Annotated in this window: 19 protein-coding genes; 6 read left to right on the forward strand and 13 right to left on the reverse strand. The window is 64.6% G+C overall.

Annotated features, from left to right (window positions below):
• Positions 1-62: 62 nt before the first annotated feature.
• Entirely contained in the window at positions 63-1,190 is a 1,128-nt protein-coding gene (locus tag ACPW75_RS07190; RefSeq protein WP_077096498.1) for an HPP family protein, read from the forward strand.
• Positions 1,191-1,232: 42 nt separating this feature from the next.
• Here the strand turns inward: ACPW75_RS07190 and ACPW75_RS07195 are convergent, their stop codons facing one another.
• Entirely contained in the window at positions 1,233-3,167 is a 1,935-nt protein-coding gene (locus ACPW75_RS07195; protein ID WP_077096497.1) for an amidohydrolase, read from the reverse strand.
• Between the two features lie 166 nt (positions 3,168-3,333).
• Here ACPW75_RS07195 and ACPW75_RS07200 point away from each other — a divergent pair, with 166 nt between their 5' ends.
• Positions 3,334-4,026: a TetR/AcrR family transcriptional regulator gene (locus tag ACPW75_RS07200; RefSeq protein ID WP_179101441.1), complete on the forward strand. Its 693-nt coding sequence runs from the start codon at positions 3,334-3,336 to the stop codon at positions 4,024-4,026.
• Between the two features lie 111 nt (positions 4,027-4,137).
• Here ACPW75_RS07200 and ACPW75_RS07205 read toward each other — a convergent pair whose 3' ends face one another.
• From ACPW75_RS07205 to ACPW75_RS07215, 3 genes are all read right to left on the reverse strand, one after another.
• A complete protein-coding gene (locus ACPW75_RS07205) occupies positions 4,138-5,391 on the reverse strand; it encodes a D-amino acid dehydrogenase (RefSeq protein WP_011705831.1) in 1,254 nt (417 codons plus the stop codon).
• Positions 5,392-5,542: 151 nt separating this feature from the next.
• A complete protein-coding gene (locus ACPW75_RS07210; RefSeq protein ID WP_077096496.1) occupies positions 5,543-7,063 on the reverse strand; it encodes a cryptochrome/photolyase family protein in 1,521 nt (506 codons plus the stop codon).
• Positions 7,063-7,227 (reverse strand): DUF2256 domain-containing protein, encoded by a 165-nt coding sequence (locus tag ACPW75_RS07215; RefSeq protein ID WP_077096495.1) that lies wholly within the window; start codon positions 7,225-7,227, stop codon positions 7,063-7,065. The genes ACPW75_RS07210 and ACPW75_RS07215 overlap by 1 nt, the downstream gene beginning before the upstream one ends.
• A 469-nt stretch (positions 7,228-7,696) precedes the next feature.
• Between ACPW75_RS07215 and ACPW75_RS07220 the strand changes: the two genes are divergently transcribed.
• Positions 7,697-9,082 carry a tryptophanase gene (locus ACPW75_RS07220; protein WP_077096494.1) on the forward strand — a complete coding sequence of 462 codons (1,386 nt, stop codon included), beginning with the start codon at positions 7,697-7,699 and terminating at the stop codon, positions 9,080-9,082.
• An 82-nt stretch (positions 9,083-9,164) separates the two neighbouring features.
• Here ACPW75_RS07220 and ACPW75_RS07225 read toward each other — a convergent pair whose 3' ends face one another.
• Positions 9,165-10,109 (reverse strand): amonabactin ABC transporter substrate-binding protein, encoded by a 945-nt coding sequence (locus ACPW75_RS07225; protein ID WP_077096493.1) that lies wholly within the window; start codon positions 10,107-10,109, stop codon positions 9,165-9,167.
• A 156-nt stretch (positions 10,110-10,265) separates the two neighbouring features.
• Here ACPW75_RS07225 and amoD point away from each other — a divergent pair, with 156 nt between their 5' ends.
• A complete protein-coding gene (amoD, locus tag ACPW75_RS07230) occupies positions 10,266-11,051 on the forward strand; it encodes an amonabactin biosynthesis phosphopantetheinyl transferase AmoD (protein WP_077096518.1) in 786 nt (261 codons plus the stop codon).
• A gap of 60 nt (positions 11,052-11,111) precedes the next feature.
• Here amoD and ACPW75_RS07235 read toward each other — a convergent pair whose 3' ends face one another.
• From ACPW75_RS07235 to ACPW75_RS07255, 5 genes are all read right to left on the reverse strand, one after another.
• Positions 11,112-11,915: an amonabactin ABC transporter ATP-binding protein gene (locus ACPW75_RS07235; RefSeq protein WP_016350955.1), complete on the reverse strand. Its 804-nt coding sequence runs from the start codon at positions 11,913-11,915 to the stop codon at positions 11,112-11,114.
• A gap of 43 nt (positions 11,916-11,958) precedes the next feature.
• Positions 11,959-13,026 carry an amonabactin ABC transporter permease subunit 1 gene (locus ACPW75_RS07240; protein WP_039213545.1) on the reverse strand — a complete coding sequence of 356 codons (1,068 nt, stop codon included), beginning with the start codon at positions 13,024-13,026 and terminating at the stop codon, positions 11,959-11,961.
• 13 nt (positions 13,027-13,039) lie between these two features.
• Positions 13,040-14,056 (reverse strand): amonabactin ABC transporter permease subunit 2, encoded by a 1,017-nt coding sequence (locus tag ACPW75_RS07245; protein ID WP_011705838.1) that lies wholly within the window; start codon positions 14,054-14,056, stop codon positions 13,040-13,042.
• A gap of 67 nt (positions 14,057-14,123) precedes the next feature.
• On the reverse strand, positions 14,124-16,097 hold the full coding sequence (locus ACPW75_RS07250; protein WP_077096491.1) for a siderophore amonabactin TonB-dependent receptor: 1,974 nt from the start codon (positions 16,095-16,097) through the stop codon (positions 14,124-14,126).
• Between the two features lie 57 nt (positions 16,098-16,154).
• Positions 16,155-17,384, reverse strand: a complete 1,230-nt coding sequence (locus tag ACPW75_RS07255; protein WP_026080106.1) for a siderophore amonabactin export MFS transporter — start codon at positions 17,382-17,384, stop codon at positions 16,155-16,157.
• A gap of 250 nt (positions 17,385-17,634) precedes the next feature.
• On the opposite strand from ACPW75_RS07255, the gene ACPW75_RS07260 reads away from it, so the two are divergent.
• The gene (locus ACPW75_RS07260) at positions 17,635-18,387 is read left to right on the forward strand and encodes a hypothetical protein (RefSeq protein WP_077096489.1); all 753 of its coding nucleotides are present in this window, start codon (positions 17,635-17,637) and stop codon (positions 18,385-18,387) included.
• A gap of 60 nt (positions 18,388-18,447) precedes the next feature.
• Here the strand turns inward: ACPW75_RS07260 and ACPW75_RS07265 are convergent, their stop codons facing one another.
• The 3 genes from ACPW75_RS07265 to ACPW75_RS07275 form a co-directional block, all read right to left on the reverse strand.
• Positions 18,448-18,918 (reverse strand): DUF2919 domain-containing protein, encoded by a 471-nt coding sequence (locus ACPW75_RS07265; protein ID WP_024943989.1) that lies wholly within the window; start codon positions 18,916-18,918, stop codon positions 18,448-18,450.
• Positions 18,919-19,060: 142 nt separating this feature from the next.
• A complete protein-coding gene (corA, locus tag ACPW75_RS07270; protein ID WP_011705843.1) occupies positions 19,061-20,008 on the reverse strand; it encodes a magnesium/cobalt transporter CorA in 948 nt (315 codons plus the stop codon).
• A gap of 529 nt (positions 20,009-20,537) precedes the next feature.
• Complete coding sequence (locus tag ACPW75_RS07275) at positions 20,538-22,181, reverse strand: electron transfer flavoprotein-ubiquinone oxidoreductase (protein ID WP_077097234.1); 1,644 nt, start codon at positions 22,179-22,181, stop codon at positions 20,538-20,540.
• 124 nt (positions 22,182-22,305) lie between these two features.
• Between ACPW75_RS07275 and ACPW75_RS07280 the strand changes: the two genes are divergently transcribed.
• Positions 22,306-23,055 carry an electron transfer flavoprotein subunit beta/FixA family protein gene (locus ACPW75_RS07280; RefSeq protein ID WP_039213551.1) on the forward strand — a complete coding sequence of 250 codons (750 nt, stop codon included), beginning with the start codon at positions 22,306-22,308 and terminating at the stop codon, positions 23,053-23,055.
• Positions 23,056-23,135 lie beyond the last annotated feature (80 nt).

Here is a 23,135-nt window from a genome sequence, read left to right on the forward strand (position 1 = left end):
TGGGCGAGGGGATGCCGTTAAAATTGCGCATTTGAAATAAATGTTATCCGCGCAGGAGCCCCATGCAGTTCAGGGATTTTTTTCCGGTATCCACCAATACCAGTATCAAAGAGAGTTGTTACGGCGCCCTGGGCGCCTTCGTCGGGCTGCTGGGTACCGCCCTCTTGTGTCGGTGGGGGCTGGGGCTTGAGGTCCATTGGTTGATCGCCCCCATGGGGGCCTCCGCCGTGCTGCTGTTTGCCGCGCCTGCCAGCCCGCTGGCCCAGCCCTGGTCTATCGTGGTGGGCAATGGGGTCTCGGCGCTGATGGGGGTGCTGAGTGCCAGCCTGGTGGCGGATCCGGCGCAGGCTGCCGCCCTTGCCGTGATGCTGGCCATCGCCGCCATGTTTCTCACCCGCAGCCTGCATCCGCCCGGCGGCGCCGTGGCCTTGACCGCGGTCATCGGCGGTGAGGGGATCCGCCAGCTCGGGGTCGGCTATGTGCTGCTGCCGGTGCTGCTCAATTCGCTGCTGTTGCTGCTACTGGCGCTCTGCTACAACCGGCTGCTGGGGCGCCGTTATCCCAACAGCGGTCAGGCCCAGCCCAACCGCCACCAGACCACCGATCCCCAGCCGAGCGGGCGGGTGGCGACCCAGGCGGAGGACATCGACTTTGCGCTGGAAAAGCACGGCGAGCTGCTCGACATCAGCCGCCAGGATCTGCAGGCGCTGCTGCAGGAGGCCCAGCTGCACGCCCTGCGGGCCAGGGTGGGCACGGTGCGGGTGCAGGACGTGATGTCGCGGGATCTGATCCTGATAGAGGCGCCGCAGCCGGCCATGGCGGCCTGGCAACTGCTCTCCCACCATCAGGTCAAGGCGCTGCCGGTGGTGGACGAGGCCGGCAGGCTGACCGGCATCATCACCCTGCACGACCTGATGATCGACCGGGCGCAGCAACAGCCGCGGGGCGCCGCGGATCTGGCCGAGTTGCGGGTCGCGGACCTGATGACCCGCAACGTGTCGACCGCCCGCCGCTATCAACCGCTCTACGATCTGGTGGGCGCCTTCTCCGATGGCGGCCTGCACCACATGCCGGTGGTGGATGGTGAGCAACTGGTGGGGATCCTGACCCAGTCGGACATGGTGGCAGCGCTGTTCAACCTGGCGCTGCATCCGGCGCAGGGCGAAACCGGCGCGCCGGCCAGTCCATAAGAAAGGCCCCTCGCGGGGCCTTTTTGTTGTCAGCGGTTTGGCTCAGGGGGCCGGGTAGATGGTGTTGCCCTGAAACACGGTCTGCTCGACCCGGGTGTCGGCAATCTGCTCCGGCGTGCCGGCTTCGACCAGGGCGAACAGATCCCGGTCGAGCACGATGAAATCGGCGGATTTACCCGCCTCGATGGAGCCGGTGATCTTCCCCTGACGCACCGCCCTGGCACCGTTGATGGTGTAGGCGGCCAGCATCTCGGCCAGCGAGATGCGCTGGCTGGCGCGAAATGCATCGTCGCTGCCGGCCGCCCGCACGATGCCGGCGGCCATGTTTTCAAACGGGCGGGGATCCCGGCTGTCGACCGGCGCGTCGCTGCCCGCCACCAGGATGGCGCCCGCCTTGCGGCTGCTCTCGACCGGATAGAGGGCTTGGTGCAGATAACCCAGCGGATCGTAGAGCGCCTCGCTCAGGGACTGGCCGGCCCTGGTTGGTTGGATGAAGGGGGTGACCAGCATGTCGTAGGCAAGCTGGGGCGTGGTCCAGGCGTAGGTGAAGGTGAGGTAGAGCCCGAGCTCGCCGAGGCGGCGCTGATCGTCCGGGTGCACCACCTGCAGGTGGGCCAGGGTGTGGGGGATGCCTCGGTCGCCGTTGCTGGCGCGGGCGGCGGCCAGCGCATCGAGCCCGACCCGGGTGCTGCGATCACCGATGCTGTGCATGTGGATGCCAAAACCCGCCCCGTCCAGCGCGGTGACGTAGCGTTTCAGGTCTGCCTCCCGGTAGTTGACGATGCCGTTGCTGCCGGCGTCTTCGCTGTCGGCGGTGATGGTGACCCGGCCGCTGTCCGGATCCAGCGCCAGATGGGGGTTCTGGTAGTTCTCCAGCATGCCGGCGTTGGGCAGGAAAGGCGGTGCGGTGAAGGGATCCCCCTCCAGCACCCCGTCGAGGAAGATCTTGACCGCATCGGCCTTGATCAGCGGGTTGCCGGCAAAGGCGCTTCTGACCTGAGTGGCCTTGGCCAGGTGCCCCTCAATGTCCAGCTTGCCGCTGTAGTCATCTTCGTGAAAGCAGGTGGCGGCGGTGATGCGCATCTGCAGCAGCCCCCGTGCCTGCATGCTGAGCAGGCGCTGGCGGATGAAGTCGGTGGCGCAGGCGTCCTGCACGCCGGTGATGCCGCGCGAGGCCATCAGGGTAGCGATGGCCGGCAGGATCTGCTCGTACTGGGTGGCGGCCCGCTCGTCGCTGGCGCTCAGCACCCCGCTGTCCGGCACCGGGATGGCGCTGCGGGCCCCCTCCCGGATGACGCCGCTGGTCAAGTCCACATAGGGGATGAACCGCTCGAACACCCCGCCCGGCGCCAATGTGCCGAGGTTGAAGCCCACCTGATTGCCATCCTGATCTTCGGCGCTGGCCAGTGCCTGCGAGTTGTAGGCACTGGCGTGACCGTCCGCCCCGAGCAGCACCACCGGATTGTCCGGCGCCACGGCATCCAGGGCGGCCAGCAGGGTGGCATGGCTGGCGGTCGGGGTATTGCCGTCATAGGGGGACCACTGATTGACCACTAGCCACTCGCCCGGTTGTGCGGCGTAGCGGGGCAGACACGCCTTGACCTTGGCAGCCAGCTGATCGAGATCGACGGCCTGACCATCCAGATCGCACATGGGCAGGGCCACGGTGCCGAGCAGGTGGATGTGGTTGTCGTGCAGCCCCGGCAGCACCATGCGCCCCTGCAGATCCACCTGGCGGGTGGCGTTGGTCATGAAGGATTCGGCCCCCTGGCGCGAGCCGACGTAGCGGAACTTGCCATCCTCGACCACCATGGCCTCGGCCAGGCTGCGCTGGTCGTCCTGGGTGTGAATCTTGCCGTTGAAGTAGAGGGTGCTGGTCGGTTCCTGCGAGCGGTTGTCCTGCTGGCAGCCGCCGAGCAGGACTGTTATCAGCAGGGCGACAAGCCCCCGGCGGTGGTTGTGTTGTTTGCCATCCATTGCGTGCTCTCCTTGTATGATTGCAGTGATTACTGCAAATATGAGCACAGTTGTTTATTGCAGCTGTGCCGGAAAATGCCAGTGATTACTGCACTTTTTTTGACTTGTGTTGAGTCTGTCTCATCATGTAGTGATGAGACTCGGTGACCATGGAGGGAAAGACGCAATGGCGGAACACGCATTGCCAGAGGGGCTCTGCATGCGGCGTCAGCCGCGGCAGCAGCGCAGTCAGGAGGTAGCGACCCGCATCGAGCAGGCCACCCTGGCGCTGCTGCGGGAGCAGGGGTTCGCGGCGCTCAACACCAATGCCATCGCCGCCCGCGCCGGGGTGGGCATCAAGTCGCTCTATCACCTCTATCCCAACAAGGAGGCGATCATCTGCCGGCTGGCGATGGACTGGCTGGCGGCGGTGTGCGAGGCGCAGGCGGCGATCCGCCAGCAGGCCGACGACTGGCCGCAGACCCTGGCGATGCTGGATCAGGCGCTGGACGCACTGGATGAGCGCTTCGTCGGCTACGGGGCCCTGTGGCAGGCGATGGATCTCATCCCGGCCCTGCACGGGCTCGAGCAGGAGCACGAGCGCGGTCAGCTGGCATTCTGGCACGAACGGCTGCGCCATTTTGGCTGCCGCTGGCCCGAACCCGAGCTCACCAGCCTGATCCGCTACTTCTACCGGACGGCGGATGTGGTCAAGCAGTGCGCCAAGGAGCAGGGGCGCCTGGGGGATCCCATCTGGCTGCTCCATCGCCACTGGCTGCAGCAACTGGTGGCGAGCGCCATCGCCGAGCCGGATCCCGCCAGAGTGTGGCAAGCGCTGCCCACCCTGATGCCGGGCGGTGCGGCGGCAGAGGCTGAATAAACCGCGCTGGGGTCAAAACAAACTGCGGTCAAAACAAACTGGGGTCAAAACAAGAGGGAGTGCCAGGCACTCCCTCTTTGGGATGAAACGCGAAGAGACGGAGGAGAAGTCTCAGCCGTAGCGGGCCAGGGTGAGCCCTTCGTCGCTGATGGCTGTGTCGCTGCCGCTGATGAGATCGCACAGCAGCTGGCCCGAGCCCGCCGCCATGGTCCAGCCCAGGGTGCCATGGCCGGTGTTGAGCCAGAGGCCGGGGATGGGGCTTGGGCCCACCAGCGGGGTGCCGTCCGGCGTCATGGGGCGCAGCCCGGTCCAGAAGTCGGCGCGGCTGATGTCGCCCCCCTCGGGGAAGAGATCGCCGACCACCATGGCCAGGGTGTCGTGCCGTTTCGGGTTGAGGGCCAGGTTGTAACCTGACAGCTCCGCCATGCCGCCGACCCGGATCCGCTCGTCGAAACGGGTGATGGCCACCTTGTAGGTTTCGTCCAGCACGGTACTGCGCGGCGAGGCCTCGGCGTTGATCATCGGCAGGGTGAGGGAGTAGCCCTTGACCGGGTAGACGGGCAGATCGAGCCCGAGCGGGCGCAGGAACCCGGTGGCATAGCTGCCGAGGGCACAGACGATGGCGTCGGCCTTGAAGCGCTGCTCGCCGGCCCGCACCGCCACGGCGCGTCCCTGCGCCAGCTCGATCTCGTCGATGGCGCAGTTGAACACGAACTTGACCCCCAGTCGCTGCGCTTCTGCAGCCATGGCCTTGGTGAAGCGGAAGCAGTCGCCGGTCTCATCGCCCGGCAGGCGCAGGCCGCCCACTATCTTGCCGCGTACCCGGGCCAGCGCCGGCTCTGCCCCTTCACAGCCAGCGGCATCGAGGGACTGGTAGGGCACGCCATACTCTTCCAGCACCTCGATGTCGCGCTTGCTGGCATCGAGCTGGGCCTGACTGCGAAACAGCTGCAGGGTGCCGAGCTGGCGCCCTTCATAATCGATGCTCAGCTCGTCGCGCAGCAGCTTCATGCAGTCGCGGCTGTATTCGGCTAGACGCACCATGCGCCCCTTGTTGACCGCATAGGCCGCCGGGGTGCAGTTGGCAAACATCTTCAGCATCCAGCGCAGCTGGAAGGGATCCGAGGTCGGTCGCACCGTGAAGGGGGCATGCTTTTGCAGCAGCCACTTGGCGGCCTTGAGGGGAATGCCGGGGGCCGCCCAGGGGGCCGCGTAACCGGGGGAGATCTGGCCGGCATTGGCGTGGCTGGTTTCAAGGGCCACTCCGTCACGCCGTTCCAGCAGGGTCACCTTGTGACCCGCCTTGGCCAGATACCAGGCGCTGGTCACGCCGACCACGCCACCACCGAGTACCACTATGTCCATCTTGTCTCTCCTTGACTGGGGCCCTCACCTTAATCAGCCGCCACAGGATATTCAACTGGTGTAGATATAATTGGGATATATATCTATTTACATTTATTTAACTGGTTTTCAATGTTGAAAAGTGTGGACTTGTTGGTATTAGCTGTGGCAGTCAGAGCTGCTCCAGCCGGATCAGGTACTGCTCCGCCGTCCCTAGGATGGCGTGCTGCTGTTCGGCGGCCTGGCCATCCCAGTTGGCATAGGGCAGGGCGAGACGAGGGTTGCTGCCAAGTTTGTCCCGGTTGCGCCATAAAAAGTGCCAGTAGAGGCTGTTGAACGGGCAACTCCCGTCGCCGCTGCGGGCTTTCACCTGATAGTGGCACCCCTTGCAGTAGTGGCCCATTCGCTCTAGATAGGCGCCGCTGCTGGCGTAGGGCTTGCTGCCCATCAGGCCACCATCGGCAAACTGGCTCATGCCACGGGTGTTGGGCAGCTCCACCCACTCGATGGCATCCACATAGATGCCGAGATACCAGGCATCCACCTCGTCAGGATCGATCCCCGCCAGCAGGGCAAAGTTGCCGGTCACCATCAGCCGCTGGATATGGTGGGCGTAGGCGTGCTTCAGAGACTGGCCAATGGCGTGACGCACGCAGGCCATCCTGGTTTCACCGCTCCAGAAAAAACCGGGCAGCGGCCGCTCGGCCCCGAGAAAATTGGTCTGCTGATAGGCGGGCATCTTTTCCCAGTAGAGGGCGCGTACGAATTCGCGCCAGCCGAGGATCTGGCGAATAAAGCCCTCCACTTGCGCCAGGGTGATAGTGTCCTGATTGGCCTGCCAGTGGGCTTCGGCGGCGCGGATCACCTCAAGCGGGTGGAGCATCTTGCTGTTGAGGGAAAACGACAGGCGGCTGTGAAACAGGCTCCAGCCTCGCTCGCTCAGGGCATCCTGATTGCGGCCAAAGTGGGGCAGGCAGTGGGCCAGAAAATGGGCCAGTAGCTCGCGGCTCTGGCGCCGGCTGATGGGCCAGGGCAGTCTGCTGACATCTGCCTCGCCGATGGTGCTGACCCCGTGACGGGTCAGCATGGCATCGATGTCGCTCACCTCGTTGGCAAAGGTGAGGGGGGCCGGGATGGGCTGGCTCGCCGGCAATTTGGCGCGGTTCTCATCATCAAAGTTCCAGCGCCCGCCAAGGGGTTGGCCGCGCTCATCGAGCAGCACCCGGTATTGCTTTCGCAGGGCGCGGTAGAAGAACTCCATCCGGCTGTGGGGGTAGCGCTGCCAGCCATCGCGGGGGGTGAGAAAATGTTCGCTTTCCACCTCGGTGGCAGGGATGGCAAGGCCTGCCGCCCATGCTTGCAACTGGCTGGCGAGGCGCCACTCGTCCGGGCTCTGCCAGGCAACGCTGTCGGCCTGATGTGTTTCGAGCTGATCCTCCAGCAAGCCGGGCAAGTCGGGCCAGCGGGCGCTCTCATCGAGGGTCAGGTAACAGACGCGGTGGCCCGCTTGGGTGAGTGCCGCCGCGAAGGCGCGCATGGCGGCAAAGAAGGCCAGCACCTTCTGGCGGTGGTGGCGGCAGTAGTCGGTCTCCTGGCGCAGCTCCGCCATCAGATAGCAGACCGCCGGATCCGGGGTGCGAAACCAGCTGTGACCGGCGTTCAGCTGATCGCCGAGCACGAGGCGCAGCTCCATTAGACATGCTCCCCGTTATGTTGATGACTGCAATGACGAGCGTGGCGACAGCGCTCGCTGCAGTAGCGAACCTCCTCCCAGCAATTTGCCCACTTGCGCCGCCAGCTGAAGGGGCGTTGGCAGACGGGGCAGATCTTCTCGGGCAGATGGGCTTTGCGATGCATGGGACTTCCGATGGTTGGCAAGGGAGCGGCGTGAACAGGGTCAAGTCAACGGGATAACAGCTTAACGAAGCGGGGCGCGGGTGGGATCACCGTTGCCGGTATCGAGTCGGAAGAATGGACGCTTTGTGAGCAGGCGCACAGCCCGACTGTGCGCCTCTTGTCTGCCAATTAACCTGCCGTTAACGTGGCGAGGCTGCCCGCTGGCAGCACCCATCAATGGATCTTATTGGACCGACTGTTTACAACCGACATGGAGGGGAGTGATGCCAATCGTGACAGCTACGCCCCGGGCAGCCTGCCTGCTCGCCCACTGGTACACCCGGGATCCCATTCTGACCCTCGACTTTCCTCACCGCTGATTGGCGGCACCCGCCGTTTGAATTTGTCAGCCGGACGACTCTGATCGCCCCGGCCTCTTTGCCTATCCCAATTTCAAACACACTGGCCTTGTGTCGGTGAGGAGTCTTTTATGCGTCGTATACCCGAGCCGTTTCGTATCAAGATGGTCGAGCCCATCAAACAGACCACTGGCGCCGAGCGCCGCGCCGCCCTCGAGGCCGCTGGCTGGAACCCTTTCCTGCTGCTGGCCGAGGATGTCTATATCGATCTGCTGACCGATAGCGGCACCGGTACCATGTCTGATCGTCAGTGGGCCGGCATCATGATGGGGGACGAAGCCTATGCGGGCAGCCGCAACTTTGTCGAGCTGGAGCGCGCGGTGCGCGAGATCTTTGGCTATCAGCATGTGATACCTACCCACCAGGGGCGCGGGGCCGAGCAGATCCTCTTCCCCGAGCTGGTCAAGCGCTGCCAGGGCAAGGCGCCGGTCTTCATCTCCAACTACCACTTCGATACCACCAAGGCCCACGTGGAGTTGGCCGGGGCGCGGGCCATCAACCTGCTCACTCCGAAAGCCCTCGACACCACGGCCCCCTACGCCTGGAAGGGGGATTTTGATCTCCCTCGCCTGAACGACACCATCGAAACCCTGGGGGCGGGCAACGTGGCCGGCATCATCATCACGGTCACTTGCAACAGCGCCGGCGGCCAGCCGGTCTCCATGGCCAATATGGAAGCGGTCTCGACGCTGGCCCGTCGCCACCATATTCCGGTGGTGATCGATGCCGCCCGCTTTGCCGAGAACGCCTGGTTTATCAAGGAGCGGGATCCGGCCTATGCCAAGCGCAGCATCAAGGAGATAGTGCGCCAGATGTTTGCGCTGGGGGACATCTTCACCATGTCGGCCAAGAAGGACGGGCTGGTCAATATCGGCGGGCTCTGCTGCTTCAAGGAAGATCTCGAGCTGTTCCGCGCGGTACAGGTGCGCTGCGTGGCGATGGAGGGATTCGTCACCTATGGCGGCCTCGCCGGACGGGACATGGCGGCGCTCGCCATCGGCCTGTGCGAGGGGATGGATGAGGAGTATCTCACCTATCGCATCAGTCAGGTGGCCTATCTCGGCGAGCGGCTGGCCGAGGCGGGCATCCCCATCCAGACCCCCACCGGTGGCCATGCGGTGTTTGTGGATGCCAAAAAGCTGCTGCCCCATATTCCGGCCGAGCAGTTCCCGGCCCACGCGCTCGCCTGCGCGCTCTATCTGGAAGGGGGCGTGCGCGGGGTGGAGATTGGCTCCCTGCTGCTCGGGCGCGATCCCGCCACCGGCAAGCAGGAGGCGGCGGACTTCGAGCTGCTGCGGCTCACCATTCCGCGCCGGGTCTACACCCGGGATCACATGGACTATGTGGCCGACTGCCTGATCGCGGTGAAAGCGCGGGCCAGCGACATTCGCGGGCTCACCTTTGACTACGAGCCGCCGCTGCTGCGCCACTTCACCGCGCGGCTCAAGCCGGTCTGATTGCCATCACCTTGAGGATTGGTCACGACATAAAAAGAAGCCCGCATATGCGGGCTTCTTTGTGGGCGGCAATCACGATGGCTTATTGGGTGATGGGGGCCGCGTCGGGTTTGGCCAGCAGCTGCTCGACGTCGTCGATCACCTTGAGGGCCGCCTGGGGGCCGCCGGTGGAGGTCCACAGGGATCCGTCCACGGCGCCGAAGCGCTTGCTCTTGATGGCGCCGAGCTGCTGGAAGGCCGGGGTCTGCTCGGCCTGCCTCATGGCATCCACCGCATCGCCGCTGGCGCTGAGGGTGCCGATCACCAGCCAGTCGCCGTCCAGCAGGTTGAGGGATTCGAGGCTCAGAGCCGGGGAGTGGGGGGTCTTGTCACCGATCTGGTGGGTCGGCCGGGTCAGCCCCATCTCTTCCACCACGCTGCTGGCGAAGGTGCCGCTGTGCATGTAGCTCGGGCCCTTGGGGTTCCAGCGCACTATGCTCAGGCGCTCGCCCTGATGCTTGGCAAGCTTGCTGCGGGCTTCCTGCAGGCGGGCGTCATACTGGGCGAGGAAGGTTTTGGCTTCGGCGTCCCGGTTCAGCACGTGGGCGCTGCGATTGAAGATCTCTTTCCAGGAGTCACCCCAGTTGCCGGTGACCACGGTGGGGGCGATCTCCTTGAGCAGGGCCAGCAGCTCGGGCTTGGTCTGGCCGGTGAGGATGAGGTCGGGTTCCAGATCGATCAGCTTCTCCAGGTTGGGATTGTCCAGATCGCCGACCACGGCGATCTCCTTGCCCGCCTGTTGCAGCAGGTAGCGGGGCAGGGTGGACTGGCCACGGCCATTGACGGTGCCGACCGGTTGCAGCCCCAGGGTCAGGGCGCTGTCCAGATCGATTTCGCTCAGTACCACCACCCGCTTGGGCTGGGCCGGTACGACCTGGGTCTTGCCGTCGGCATCGGTCACCTGACGGGTCTCGCTGCCGGCCTGTGCCTGGAAGCCGACCAGGCTGGCCAGCATCAGCACGGCAGCCAGGGGAGAGGAGATCTTCATCGTTACATCCTTCTTGGTGAAATCATTGGGACACTGGGCCCCAAACGGGCGAACTCATGCTACCACAAATTCAAATGATAAGAATTGTCATTTGTGTTTGTGGCGTGAGGAGGGCGCGGTTTGCTACCATGCGGGCTCACCAACCAAGGGCTCTTCGTGATGTTGATTGCCACTGCGCCAGCCTGTTCACTGGATCGCTTTATCGTGCAGGCTGACAGCCTGCCGCTACCCGGCGCGGCGCACATGGCGCTGCAACGGATCTGCTTTGACCCCGCCGCCTTCACCCCGGCCTGTTACGACGCGGCCGGCATGGTGCTGCCCGCCAGCTTGCAGCGCGCGGTCCCCAAGCGGCTGGGGGAGTTTCTGGCCGGCCGGCTGGCGGCGCGCCGGGCCTTGCACCCCTTTGGTCTGGGCCAGCAGCAGGTGAGCATCGGGGCCGCCCGCGAACCCTGCTGGCCTGCGGGGTTTGAGGGCAGCATCAGCCACAGCCTGTTGCAGGGGCGCGGCATGGCGCTGTGCGCGGTGCGCCCGGGTCGGGCGGGAATGGGGCTGGATCTGGAAGGCTGGCTGGCAGAGGGGCAGGCGAGCGAGCTCTGGCCCGGCATTGCCAGCGGGGAGGAGTGGGTCCGGCTGGCGGCCGCTGCCCCTGCCATCGGCCTGAGCAGGGCTGAGGCGCTCACCTTGATCTTCTCGGCCAAGGAGAGCCTGTTCAAGGCGCTCTACCCCAGTGTGGGGCGCTATTTTGACTTTCTCGATGCCCGCTGGCTGACCATGACGGAGCAGACCCTCACCGTCGAACTGGTGGGTGGGCTGACCCCGACACTGCCCGCCGGTTGGCGCTGCACTGTGTACTGGCAGCCAATGTACTGGCAGGCACTGCATTGGCAAACAGGGCACTGGCAAACACGGCCGGGCGGGGTGCTCACCAGCCTGCTGCTGTGAGTGGCGGTGCGCCGAGACACAAGCATAAAAAACCGCCTCTCGGCGGTTTTTTGATGGGGCTCAGGCCGGTTGGCGCATGGCAAAGGCGTGCGGCCTGCGGCGCGGCACTATGATGGGGGCGCCGTCGCCGGGGGCGTGCAGTATGTCCACGTCGGTCTGGTAGAGGCGGTCGATGAGGGACTTGGTCACCACCTCGCGGGCCGGCCCCATGGCCTGGATGCCGCCATCCCCCAGCGCGATCAGCTCGTCGCAGTAGCGGGCGGCGGTGGCGAGATCGTGGATGACGATGAGCACCGTCTTGCCCTCGGCGGTGATCTGGTGGATGGCCTCCATCACCTCGGTCTGGTGGCCGATGTCGAGGGCGCTGGTGGGCTCATCCAGCAGGATGATGTCTGCATCCTGGGCCAGCACCATGGCGAGCCACACCCGCTGGGCCTGGCCGCCGGAGAGGGAGCTGGCGCTCTGCTGCAGAATGTCGCCCAGTTGCATCCGCTCGCAGGCCCAGCGCACCATGCGCGCATCCTCCTCGCTCCACTGATTGAACCAGCCCTGATGGGGATGGCGGCCGTACTGCACCAGCTGCTCGACCTGGATGCCGGCGGGCACCAGCGGGCGCTGGGGCAGGTAGGCGAGCTCGCGGGCCAGCGCCTTCTTGCCGTAGCTGGCCAGCGGCTTGCCCTTGAGCAGGATCTCGCCGGCTTGTTGCTGCTCCTGGCCTGCCAGGAGTTTGAGCAGGGTGGACTTGCCGCCGCCGTTGGGGCCGACGATCCCCACCAGCTTGCCCTGGGGAATGGTGAAGGAGATGTCGTTGAAGACGGGCTTGTGCTGATAGCCAAATTGCAGGTGATTGATGGTGAGCGTCATCAGGCGGCCCTCGGTCTGTCTTGAAAATGGATGAATGGCATCGTCAGTCGGCCTTCTGGCGGTCTTTGAGCAGGATGAACAGCAGCAACAGGCCGCCGAGAATACGGGTCATGATGCCGGTGGCCACCTCGTGGGGGCTGGCCAGCACCCGCACCAGGGTATCGCTGGCCAGCAGCAGCAGGGCGCCGCACAGGGCGGCAATCCACAGCGGCACGATGCGATCCCGGCTGAGCCAGGAGGCGAGCACCGGGGCCGCCATGGCGATGAACACCACGGGGCCGCCGATGGCGGTGCCGAGCGCCGCCACGACGATGGCCTGGGCCAGCACGCCGAGCTGCACCCGATTGACGTTCACCCCCAGACTCTGGGCGGTGACGGGGCCCAGACGCAGTACGCCCAGGGCCCGGGAGAGATAAATGATCCAAGGGCAGACCAGCAGGATCAGGATCCCCACCGGCAGCACAGTGCTGTAGCCCTGGCCGACGAAGTTGCCCATGTTCCACAGGTAGAGGCTGGTGAGGTGCACCAGCGACTGGGTGGACATCACGAACTGGCCGATGGCGTTCATCAGCTCGGAGACGCCGATGCCGATCACCACGAACAGGTAGCCCTGCTCCCCCGGCTTGTTGCACAGGGCATAGAGCACGGCGGCGGCAAACAGGGCGCCCAGCGGCGCGGCCCACCAGGGCCAGCTGCCGAGGGTCAGGTAGAGGGAGAAGGCGATGATGGCCAGGGAGGCCCCCTCGTTGACCCCGATCATGTCCGGGGTGGCGAGGCGGTTGCGAATGAGGGTCTGCACCAGGCAGCCGGAGAGACCCATGGCCGCTCCCGCCACCAGCACGGCGACGATGCGCGGCAGCCGGATCTTGAAGACGGTCACCTCGCTCAGCCGGTTGCCCTCGCCAAGCAGGGTCTGGATCACCCCCAGCATGGTGAGTTTGCCGGAGCCCAGGGTCAGCGCCAGCAAGGAGAGCAGCACCAGGGCGACCAAGAGCCCCAGCGTGATCAGCCAGGCACGACGGTGCAGCAACAGGGTACGGCTGCCAACGCGCAGGCAGACGGTGCCGGTGGGAAGCGCCGTGGTGAGGGAGGGATGGATGGAATTGTTCATGAGGCAGGCAACCTTATTTGACGGCCAGCAGGGAGCGGAAGCCGCCGCTGCGCACCACCAGGATGAGCACGGGGGCACCGATCAGCGCCAGGATCACCCCGTTGGGCAGCTCGAACGGCTGGATCAGCCAGCGCGCTAGGATGTCGGCACCGAGCAGAAACAGCACGCCGAACAGGGCGGAGAAGCGCACCTGAATGGCGAGGCGCACCGGCTCCACCAAGCGGGCGCAGTAGGCGGCGAGAAAACCGACGAAGCCGATGGGACCGGCGATGGCGATGGCGCAGGCGGTAAACAGGGTGGCGGCCAGGAGCACGCCGATGCGCACCCGGGTCGGCCGGATGCCGAGCGCCAGCGCCTGATTGTCCCCCATCTGCATCAGGGTGAGCTGACGGCAGAGCGCCAGGGTCAGCAGCAGGCCGAGCAGGGCAAAGGGCATCACGGTGAGCACCGCATCGAGATCCGAGGCGGCCAGCGACCCCAGATTCCAGAAACGGAACTGCTCCAGCACCACCTGGTTGGAGAGCAGCAGGAAGTTGGAGAGGCCGCCGAAGGTGGCGGAGAGGGCGACCCCCACCAGGATGAGCTTGAGGGGGTTGGAGCGCCCCACCATCAGGCCGAGGCCGAGCACGATGAGGTTGCCGAGCAGGGCCCCCATGCCGGACCAGAGCAGGTAACCGTAGGCGGATTCGACGCCAAAATAGGTGAGGCCGATCACCAGGGCGAACACGGCGCCGGCGTTGACCCCGAGCAGGCCGGGTTCGGCCAGCGGATTGCGGGTGGCGCTTTGCAGCATGGAGGCCGCCAGCGCAAGACAGACGCCCACCACCAGGGCACACAGGGTGCGGGGCAGACGCAGGGTATGAACGATCATGGCGAGCTTTTCATCGGCCATGAGGGCGGGATCGCCCAGCAGAAATCCGGCGACCTCGCGGCCACCATAGACACCGGCGCCGGTGGCCAGTGAGAGACAGATGAGCAGGAACAGGAGAACCACTCCCAGCCAGAACAGGTGTGTTTGGTGTCTGTGCACCCGGCTACTCCTTCACGTCGAGGCAATAACAGCAGAAAAGGGAGCCCTGACGGGCTCCCTGCGGGGTTTACAGCTTGTAATCCACGCCGGCGTAGACGGTACGACCTTCCAGAATGAAGTCGGCGTCGGTGGCGACCTGGTCACGCTTGGTGTTGGTGAGGTTGGTGATGCCCAGCTTGAAGTCGAGCGCCGGGGTGACCTTCCACTTGGTGTTGACGTCCAGGGTCTGGTAGCTGTCGGACTTGAGCGCCTGGGAGTTGTGCATCGGCACCTTGATGAACTGGCTGCCCACGTACTGCCAGGCCAGGTTGGTGCTGACGATCTCGGTGGCCTGCCAATCCAGGCTCAGGTTGCCGGTGTGATCCGGGGTCTTGGCCAGATCGTCGCCGGTGCTCTTGTCTTCGGAGTCCAGCATGGTCCAGTTGCCGGTCAGCTTGAGGTCGTCCATCACATCGACCCAGCCGGTCAGCTCCAGCCCCTTGACCCGGGCCTTCTTGACGTTGAGGTAGGTCATCACGGTCGGACGGTAGCCCGGGCCCCACTGATCGCTCTGGATCAGATCCTCGATGTCGTTGTGGAAGCCGGTGAGGCCGGCGCCGAAGCGATCGGCTTCATAGGCGGTGCCCAGCTCGTAGCTGACGGCAGTTTCCGGTTTCAGGTCCGGGTTGCCGATCACCTTGCAGGCGCCGCGGCAGGCGGTGGTGGCGAAGCCTTCGCTGGACTGGGCCAGGGTCGGGGCCTTGAACGCCTTGCCGGCGCCGCCCTTGATCACCCACTCGTCGCTCAGTTTGTAGAGCGCATAGGCGCGCGGACTGAACTCGTTGCCATAGGTCTCGTGGTGATCCAGACGACCGGAGAGGGTCAGCGCCAGATCCCCCAGGCTGAACTCGTCCTGCAGGTAGAGGGCGCTCTGGCTCGCATCCACGCTGCCGCTGGTGATGCTGCGGCTGTGCTCCAGCTCGGTCTTGCGGAATTCCGCGCCTGAGGTCAGCAGGTGATCCCCGAGGTAGCCGCTCAGCTGGCCGTCGACCGTGTGGTTGGTCTGGGTGACATCGGCGGCGCCGCCGTTGAGCTGAGAGTCATCCATCAGATCGGTCTGCTCGAAGTAGTAGCGGGCCCGGCTGTCGAAGTGCTCCCAACGACCGTTGTGGGTCAGCCCCAAGCTCAGGCGATCGAGTTTTTGCACGTTGTGCGGGGTAGCCGGGGCGGTGGGGGCACGCGGCACGTTGTTGAAATAGCTGTCCATGTCGTTCTGGTTGTAGCCCAGATCGAACTCCACATCCTGGTTGTCGGCCACCAGCCACTTCAGGCTGGAGAGCATGTTGACCACTTCCCGTTTCTCCAGCGCATCGGCGTCCGGGTTGTTGGACTGATCGCTGTGCCAGCGGTCGCGCTGATAGCCTTCCACCACCAGGCTGCCGAGCAGCTTGTTGTCGATCAGGGCGCCGGAGACGAAGGCGTTGCCACGGTTGGCATCACCACCATCACCCTTGGTGGGCATGCTGTGGGTGTAGCCGAAGGCTGCCTCGGTCTGCTCCTTGGCCTGGCGCAGGATCACGTTGACCACGCCGCCGAGGGCGTCGGCGCCATAGAGGGAGGAGACGGGACCGCGGATCACCTCGATGCGCTCGATGGCGGCCATGGGGATGGAGCTCAAGTCGAAGTCATTGCCAAACGAGCTGCCCAGGGTTTCGCGGGCGTTGACCCGCTTGCCGTTGATCAGCAGCAGGGTGTAGTCGCCGCCCATGCCGCGGATCTTGATCTCGCTGCGGCCGGTGGGGTTGGTGCCGATGATGTTGACGCCGGGCACGTGCTTGAGCGCTTCGCCGACGTTGTTGGCGTTCATCTTGTCCAGATCGGCGCGGGTTACCACAGAGACGCTGGCCGGGGCGGAGAGTTCGGTGTGCTGGGTCTGGGTGGCGGTAACCACCATGGTCTCGTTGGCCTTGACCGCTTCGGCCTGGGCCAGGCCCGGCAAGGCAAGCAGGCCGAGGGAGAGCAAAATCGGGTTCAAGCGAAATACGCCAGGCTGCAACTGCATAGTCAAAACTCCATGAATAAAACAGAGGTTATGGGGTCCGGCTCTGGGGCCGGTGGCTCACTGACTTCCTTGTCTGGCGGTGCCAGACTCGGGGTTATTGTTATTCCTTGTCTGTGCCAGCCCCTTGAGCAGGAGCCAGACACCGCCGCAGGCCAGCAGGCCGCAGCCGATATTGATCCAGGCCAGATGGGCAAATCCGTGCAGCACGCCGCTCTCATCCGACACCAGCAACCTGGCGGAGAGCAGGCTGCCGAGCCCGGCCGCCACATTGGTGACCGTGCCCTGAAAAGACATGAAGGCGGCGCGCTGATGCGGGGCCGGGATGGAGGCCGTGATGGCGAGGGTGGTGCTAGAGCGGGCCGAGCTCAGCGCCATGAAGAGGGTGAACAGCAGGTAGACGGGCACGCCGACCGGCATGGCGAAACCGAGCAATGTGATCAGCGCCAGCAGCAGGCTGGTGATCAGGATGGCGGCCTGGGCCCGGCCCTGATCAATCCAGCTGCCGCACAGCCGCATGGTGGCCATGCTGGCAAGGCCGCCGCACAGATAGAGGGCGGCGATCTGCTCGCGCGGGAACGCCAGGTTGAACTGGAAGTAGTTGGCAAAGTGCGGGATCAGCAGGAAGTGACCGAACATCTGCAAACAGAGGATGAACAGGGCGCCCTGGCAGAGCGGGGAGGCCAGCAACTGACGCAGGCCGCTGCCGTGAGGGGCGCGGCTGACCGGCAGCGAAGGCAGCAGGGTAGCGCAGAGCAGGGCCAGCAGCAGGCCGCAGACGCCAAACAGCAGGAAGGGGCTCTGCCAGCCAAACCACTGGGCCAGCACCAGGGCGATGGGCACCACCAGGATGGCGGCCAGCGAGAACGCCATGCCCACGTAGGCGAGGCGACGGCCCCGCTCGGCCGGCGGCACCAGATCCAGCACGGCTGCCATCAGGATGGCGGCGAGCGGCCCGGCCACACAGCCCGACAGGACGAACAGTACCAGCAGCTGCTGGCTGTTTTGCACCAGGGCGCAGGCCATCAGCAGCAGAAAACGCAAGGTGAGCAGTACCAGCAGGGCGGGCTTTCGGTTGACCCGATCGAGCCAGGGGGCGGCGATGAGCCCCATCAGGGCGGCTCCCAGGGTGGCACCACCGCTGAAGTAGCCGGTCTGCTCCGGCAGCATGCCGAGGCTGATGACCAGATCCGGCCCGAGCGGCATCACCATCATCATGCTGCCCATGGAGAGCATGTTGACAAGCAGGGCCAGGTGGATGGCGGCGGGGGTGGTGGTCACTGGCTTCATCGACGGCAAGCTCAAAAAAATGAGACCGAATTGTATCCGAGCGATTTTTTCGTGACAACAAATGGTAATCATTTTTATTTGTGTTATTTGATCTGTCTCCGCTCTTTTCATAGAAAAATGAAGGGCCTGACCTTCATGGCGCTTGCCACTCACGGGCAAAATCATTGAAAAGCGGGGCGGATGGCCCATGATGACGAGGTGATGAGCAGGCCATGATCTGGTTGGCCGCCGAGTGGGACGGGAGGAGAAGATGAGAAGATCGCGCGAGTTTGGATTCTGGCTGCTGTGGGGGCTCTGGTGCCTGCCGCTGTGGGCCGAGGTGAAGGTGATCCCGGTATTCGAGACCCAGGCGGCTGTGCAGACCCTCAAGGATCTCTATCCGGAGCTGGGGGTGAGCGCCATGGGTAACCAGTTGGTGCTGAGCGGCAGCGCCGCCCAGCTGCAGGAGGCCGAAGCGGCGCTGGCCAAATTCAACCAGCCGCCCCAGAGCCTGCTCATCGAGTGGCGGGTGGATGGCGCTTCCAGCAGTCAGCAGGCCGGGGTGGGGCTGGGCCGGGATGCCACCAAGCGACAGTGGTTGCTGGAGGGCAATGCCCAGCAGTATCAGCGCAGCCAGAACGACAGCTGGCAGGTACGCGGCCTGTCGGGTCGGCCGGTGCTATTGCAGATGGGCACCTATCAACCGGTCACCTTTTATCAGTGGCGTGGAGGCCAGGTGGTGGGGCTGATGCCGCTGGTGAACGGCCTCTATGCCACCGCCACCCTGATTGGCGACAGAGTACAGATAGCGCTTAGCAGCGAGCAGGCCAGGTTGGAGCAGGGCACCATCAACCGGGGGCAGAGCGCCACCGAGGTGAGCGGTGCCCCCGGTCAGTGGCTGACGGTGGGGGAGCTCTCCACCAGCGCGGCGCAGCAGGGCAGCAGCCTGGGCACCCAGTTGCAGGGGGGCAGTGGCAGTCAGAGCGATCGCCAGACCCTGCAGATCCGGGTCACGCGCCAGTGAGGCACCTGGTTGATCAGCTCGCCCCTCGGGTGACTGGTCATCTGGGTTGAACCTGGCTGATCAGTTGCCGGCGTGGGGCTGATCGGCCGCGTATTCACGCAGCTGGCGGCTGCGCAGCAGATACCAGAGTGACCAGAGGGTAGCGACCAGCACCAGGGCGGTGGGCCAGCTGAACGACCACTTCTGCAGATTGAGGCTGTGCAGTTGCATCAGCAGGCCACTGACGGCAGAGCAGAGCAGCAGCAATGGGCTGTGGCGCCTGAGCCAGGCCCGGAGGCTGCGGGTCTGCTGATAGGTGCCGCCGCAGGCGAGCAGCGCCAGTATGGCGGGCACGTCGGTCAGCAGGCTGATGTAGAGGGCGAGCCGGTCCGGATAGAAGAGGGTCAGGATGGCGCTGCCGCTCTCGCGGGTGACGCCGGCCATCAGAAACAGCCAGACCGAGCGGGTCAGCAAGAGGGCGATGGGCCAGAACCAGAGCGGGGGACGCAACTGGCCGTGATCGTCATATCGGTGTTCGGGGTAGAGGGTCATGGTTGCCCGGGGTCGTCTGTGCAAAGGATGAAGGGGATATGGGGCGAAGGGGGGCCCTTTGCAAGGCGGGCGAGGGGCGGGAATTAATCGGGGGGCCATGCCCCCCAATCCGCTTATCTCTTTTGGTGCCGGGTCACCGGCGTCACAGCCAGCCTTTTCGCTTGAAGAAGAGGCCTGTGCCGAGCGATGACATCACCATCAGCACCAGCGAGAGTGGATAGCCGTACTCCCAGGCGAGCTCCGGCATGCGGCCGAAGTTCATGCCGTAGATGCTGGCGATCAGCGTCGGCGGCAGGAAGATGACCGCGGCCACCGAGAAGATCTTGATCACCTTGTTCTGCTCCAGGTTGGTGACCCCCATGGAGGCTTCCAGCTGGAAGTTGATCTTGTCGAACAGGAACTGGGTGTGGGGCAGCAGGGACTCCACGTCGTGCAGCATCTCGTCGATCCACTTGTTCTGCTCGTTGCTCATCCGCTGGCGCAGGCTGCGCTTCAAGAAGCGCAGGGCGCGACGGGTATCGTGCAGGGAGAGACGGATCTGGCCGTTGGCCTCTTCCTGAGCCATCAACTCCTTGAGCATGGGATTGATCTGATCCGGCTCGAAGATCTGATCGGCGGTGTTTTCCAGGGTCTTGTAGCCATCTTCGATGAGATCGGAGAGGTATTCGACTTTCAGATTCTGCACCTCTAGCAGGATGTCGAGGGCGTCCTCCACCTCCAGCCGATCCTGACGCATGTAGTGGCGCAGCAGGCGCACCAGGCCGATGTCATCTTCGCGGATGCTGATCAGCAGGTTGTTGCGCAGGGTAAAGGAGACGTGGACACCCTTGGTGTCTCGGCCGATCCGCTGGGGAAACAGGGAGTGAATGTGCAGACCGTCGGTATCCCAGTAGAAACGGGCGGATGCTTCGATGTCATCCAGCTCCTCCTTGTCGGGAACCTCTTCCAGAAACAGGCCCGTCAACCATTCTCGTTCCGCCGTGTCCGGCTTGTAGGCATCCAGCCAGACGGTGTTGTCAGGCACTATGTCGTCAGGCCCGAGCGTGACTATGTCCAGTACCTTGTTATTGAGAATGTAGGCGGTGATCATCTGTCCCCCCTTAAGAAGTCATGGGTAATCAGGGATGGTTGCACAGGTCATGCGGCCTTAGAGCGCGTAGAAAGCGATCCCGTGGACAAGCTGAACGGGCCGATGGAAAACCTGAATGCGGCGAACTATACAGGGGCGGGCCGCGCTTGTCAGGGCCTATTCATCGGAGGTTCAGCCTGTTCGCTCAAAAAAACAGCGAGGTCGGAGCAGCCACGCCGACCTCGCAACGGGCGATCCCGGCGCCGCCTCCTTTATTCCCCCTGGTATGTGGGAGGAGTCGGGCTCACCGGCCGGGATGGCGGGCTGCCGAGCGCCCTGCGACAGCCCTCGGCCGCGCGCCGGAAACCGCCTCTATTTGATGTGTTGGGGCTGAGCATTTTTGTTGTCTGAACAGGTCTGCGCAGGTCTGCATGGGCAAGCCTGTTACATGTTGGGATAGTTGGGGCCACAGCCGCCCTGCGGCGGCGTCCAGACTATGTTCTAGGCTGTACATCCTTGTTATCTGCGCAGGTCTGCATGGGCAAGCCTGTTACATATTGGGATAGTTGGGGCCAGAGCCGCCTTGCGGCGGCGTCCAGATGATGTTCTGGCTCGGATCCTTGATGTCGCAGGTCTTGCAGTGGATGCAGTTGGCCGCGTTGATCTGCAGGCGGGGCAGGCTCTCTGAACCCAGGATCTCGAACACCCCGGCCGGGCAGTAGCGCTGGGCGGGTTCGGCCCAGGTGGGCAGGTTGACCGCCACCGGGATAGTCTCATCCTGTAGCTTGAGATGGCAGGGCTGGTCCTCGTCGTGGCTGGTGTTGGCGAGGTAGACAGACGAGAGCTTGTCGAAGCTGAGCCTGCCGTCCGGCTTGGGGTAGTCGATGGGCTGGCAGCGGCTGGCCATGCGCAGCTGGCGGTAGTCCGGCTCCTTGTCCAGCAGGGTGAACGGCGACGAGCGAGCAAACAGCCGCTGCTCCAGCCAGTTGAAGGCGCCACCGAGCCAGGGGCCCCAGCGGTGCAGGGCGGCGCCGAAGTTGCGCGCTGTTTTCAGCTCCAAGGCCAGCCAGCTCTGTTGCAGCGCATCGCCGTATTCGGCCAGATCCCGGCCCCCTTCATCGCCACCGCGCAGACTCATGGCGACGGTCTTGGCCGCCAGCATGCCGGACTTCATGGCGGTGTGGATCCCCTTGATGCGGGAGAAGTCGAGGGTGCCGGCATCGCAACCGATGATCAGGCCGCCGGGAAAGTGCATGCGGGGCAGGGAGTGCCAGCCCCCCTTGGCGATGGCGCGGGCGCCGTAGCTGATGCGCTCGCCCCCCTGCAAAGCCGCGGCGATGAGCGGGTGATGCTTGAGGCGCTGGAACTCGTCAAACGGGCTGAGCCAGGGGTTGCGGTAGTTGAGATCGACGATGAGACCGACCGCCACCTGATCCTGCTCCAGATGGTAGAGATAGAAGCCGCCCTGACTCTTGTCTTCCTTCCCCTCAGAGAGCGGCCAGCCACTGCCGTGCAGCACCCGGCCCGGTTTGCCCTGGCCGGGGGGGAGCTGCCACAGCTCCTTGAAGCCGATGGCGTAATGCTGCGGCTGGGCGGCGTTTTCCAGCTGAAAGTCGGCGATCAGCTGCTTGCCGAGATGGCCGCGCGCCCCTTCGGCAAACAGGGTGTAGCGACCGAGCAGCGCCATGCCGGGCACGTGATCCGCTTTCGGATTGCCAGCCCGATCCAGCCCGAGATCGCCGGTGATCACACCCTTGACCCGTCCCGCTTCCATGATGAGTTCGCTTGCGGTAAAACCCGGGTATATTTCGACTCCCAGCTGCTCGGCCTGCTGACCGAGCCAGCGACAGAGGTTGCCGAGGCTGATGATGCGGCTGCCCTCGTTGTGCATGCGTGGCGGCACCGCCCAGTTGGGCAGTTGCAGGGCGCGGCTGTCGCTTTGCAGCAGGTGCACCTGATCGTCGTTGACCTCGACCCCGAGCGGGGCCTGTTGCCAGCTCTCTGGCAGCAGCTCCTTGAGGGCGACGGGATCCAGCAGAGCTCCGGAGAGCAGATGGGCGCCGATCTCAGCCCCCTTCTCCAGCAGACAGACCGACAGCTCGGCATTGTGTTGTTTGAGGGCGATGGCGGCACTGAGTCCCGCCGGGCCGCCACCGACGATGACGACATCAAATTCCATTGCTTCGCGTTCCATCTTGCCTCTGTGCTCGACTTGGCCTAGGGTAGTGCTGGTAGTTTACGTAAACGTAAAGTAAATGTAAGCAAAAAAATGTGAGGGTTTTCATGGATTCACTCAACAGAAGCGAGGGATGCGCGTCATGAAGCTGCTGGTCGCGGTCAAGCGGGTGCTGGATTACAACGTCAAGGTCCGGGTCAAGAGCGATGGCTCAGACGTGGAGCTGGCCAACGTCAAGATGGGGATCAACCCGTTTTGTGAAATTGCGGTGGAAGAGGGGGTCAGGCTGCGTGAAGCCGGCGTGGCGAGTGAGCTGGTGGTGGTGACCTTCGGCCCCGAGGCGGCGGCCGAACAACTGCGTCACGCCCTGGCGCTGGGGGCGGATCGGGCGCGTCATTACGTGACTGGCGAGACCCTGACTCCGCTCACCGTGGCTCGCGCCCTGCAACAGGTGTGCGAGCTGGAGCAGCCCGATCTGGTGCTGCTCGGCAAGCAGTCCATCGATTCCGACAACAACCAGGTGGGCCAGATGCTCGCCGCCCTCAATGACTGGCCGCTCGCCACCTTCGCCTCCGCCATCAAGCTGGTGGAGGGGGAATTGCAGGTGACCCGCGAGATCGACGGCGGCCTCGAGACCCTCGGCATGCCGCTGCCGGCGGTGGTGACCGTGGATCTGCGCCTCAACGAGCCGCGTTTTGCCTCGCTCCCCAACATCATGAAGGCCAAGCGCAAGCCGCTCGAGAGCGCGCCCTTCGCCGACCTCGGCGTCGAGCCGGCCGGTCAGACCCGGCTGCTCGGGGTGATGGCCCCCGCGGCCCGCAGCGCCGGCATCATGGTGGGCTCGGTGGACGAGCTGCTGGACAAACTCAAGCACGAAGCGAAGGTACTCTGATGCTGCCAGCAATCAACAGAACCCCGCCCGCCGGCGACAAGCTCGGGGGCGTGATGGGCGCACAGGCAGGGACATCAACG

This window comes from Aeromonas sp. FL131 (assembly GCF_049860615.1).
Classification (GTDB): Bacteria; Pseudomonadota; Gammaproteobacteria; order Enterobacterales; family Aeromonadaceae; genus Aeromonas; species Aeromonas hydrophila.

Coding starts and splice junctions, on each gene's coding strand:
- ACPW75_RS07215 (WP_077096495.1), bottom strand. CDS start 7,227: ATGCATCGCAAAGCCCATCTGCCCGAGAAGATCTGCCCCGTCTGCCAA.
- ACPW75_RS07260 (WP_077096489.1), top strand. CDS start 17,635: ATGAGAAGATCGCGCGAGTTTGGATTCTGGCTGCTGTGGGGGCTCTGG.
- ACPW75_RS07205 (WP_011705831.1), bottom strand. CDS start 5,391: ATGGACATAGTGGTACTCGGTGGTGGCGTGGTCGGCGTGACCAGCGCC.
- ACPW75_RS07250 (WP_077096491.1), bottom strand. CDS start 16,097: ATGCAGTTGCAGCCTGGCGTATTTCGCTTGAACCCGATTTTGCTCTCC.
- ACPW75_RS07280 (WP_039213551.1), top strand. CDS start 22,306: ATGAAGCTGCTGGTCGCGGTCAAGCGGGTGCTGGATTACAACGTCAAG.
- ACPW75_RS07210 (WP_077096496.1), bottom strand. CDS start 7,063: ATGGAGCTGCGCCTCGTGCTCGGCGATCAGCTGAACGCCGGTCACAGC.
- ACPW75_RS07200 (WP_179101441.1), top strand. CDS start 3,334: ATGGCGGAACACGCATTGCCAGAGGGGCTCTGCATGCGGCGTCAGCCG.
- corA (WP_011705843.1), bottom strand. CDS start 20,008: ATGATCACCGCCTACATTCTCAATAACAAGGTACTGGACATAGTCACG.
- ACPW75_RS07235 (WP_016350955.1), bottom strand. CDS start 11,915: ATGACGCTCACCATCAATCACCTGCAATTTGGCTATCAGCACAAGCCC.
- ACPW75_RS07190 (WP_077096498.1), top strand. CDS start 63: ATGCAGTTCAGGGATTTTTTTCCGGTATCCACCAATACCAGTATCAAA.
- ACPW75_RS07225 (WP_077096493.1), bottom strand. CDS start 10,109: ATGAAGATCTCCTCTCCCCTGGCTGCCGTGCTGATGCTGGCCAGCCTG.
- ACPW75_RS07275 (WP_077097234.1), bottom strand. CDS start 22,181: ATGGAACGCGAAGCAATGGAATTTGATGTCGTCATCGTCGGTGGCGGC.
- ACPW75_RS07255 (WP_026080106.1), bottom strand. CDS start 17,384: ATGAAGCCAGTGACCACCACCCCCGCCGCCATCCACCTGGCCCTGCTT.
- ACPW75_RS07265 (WP_024943989.1), bottom strand. CDS start 18,918: ATGACCCTCTACCCCGAACACCGATATGACGATCACGGCCAGTTGCGT.
- ACPW75_RS07240 (WP_039213545.1), bottom strand. CDS start 13,026: ATGAACAATTCCATCCATCCCTCCCTCACCACGGCGCTTCCCACCGGC.
- ACPW75_RS07195 (WP_077096497.1), bottom strand. CDS start 3,167: ATGGATGGCAAACAACACAACCACCGCCGGGGGCTTGTCGCCCTGCTG.
- ACPW75_RS07220 (WP_077096494.1), top strand. CDS start 7,697: ATGCGTCGTATACCCGAGCCGTTTCGTATCAAGATGGTCGAGCCCATC.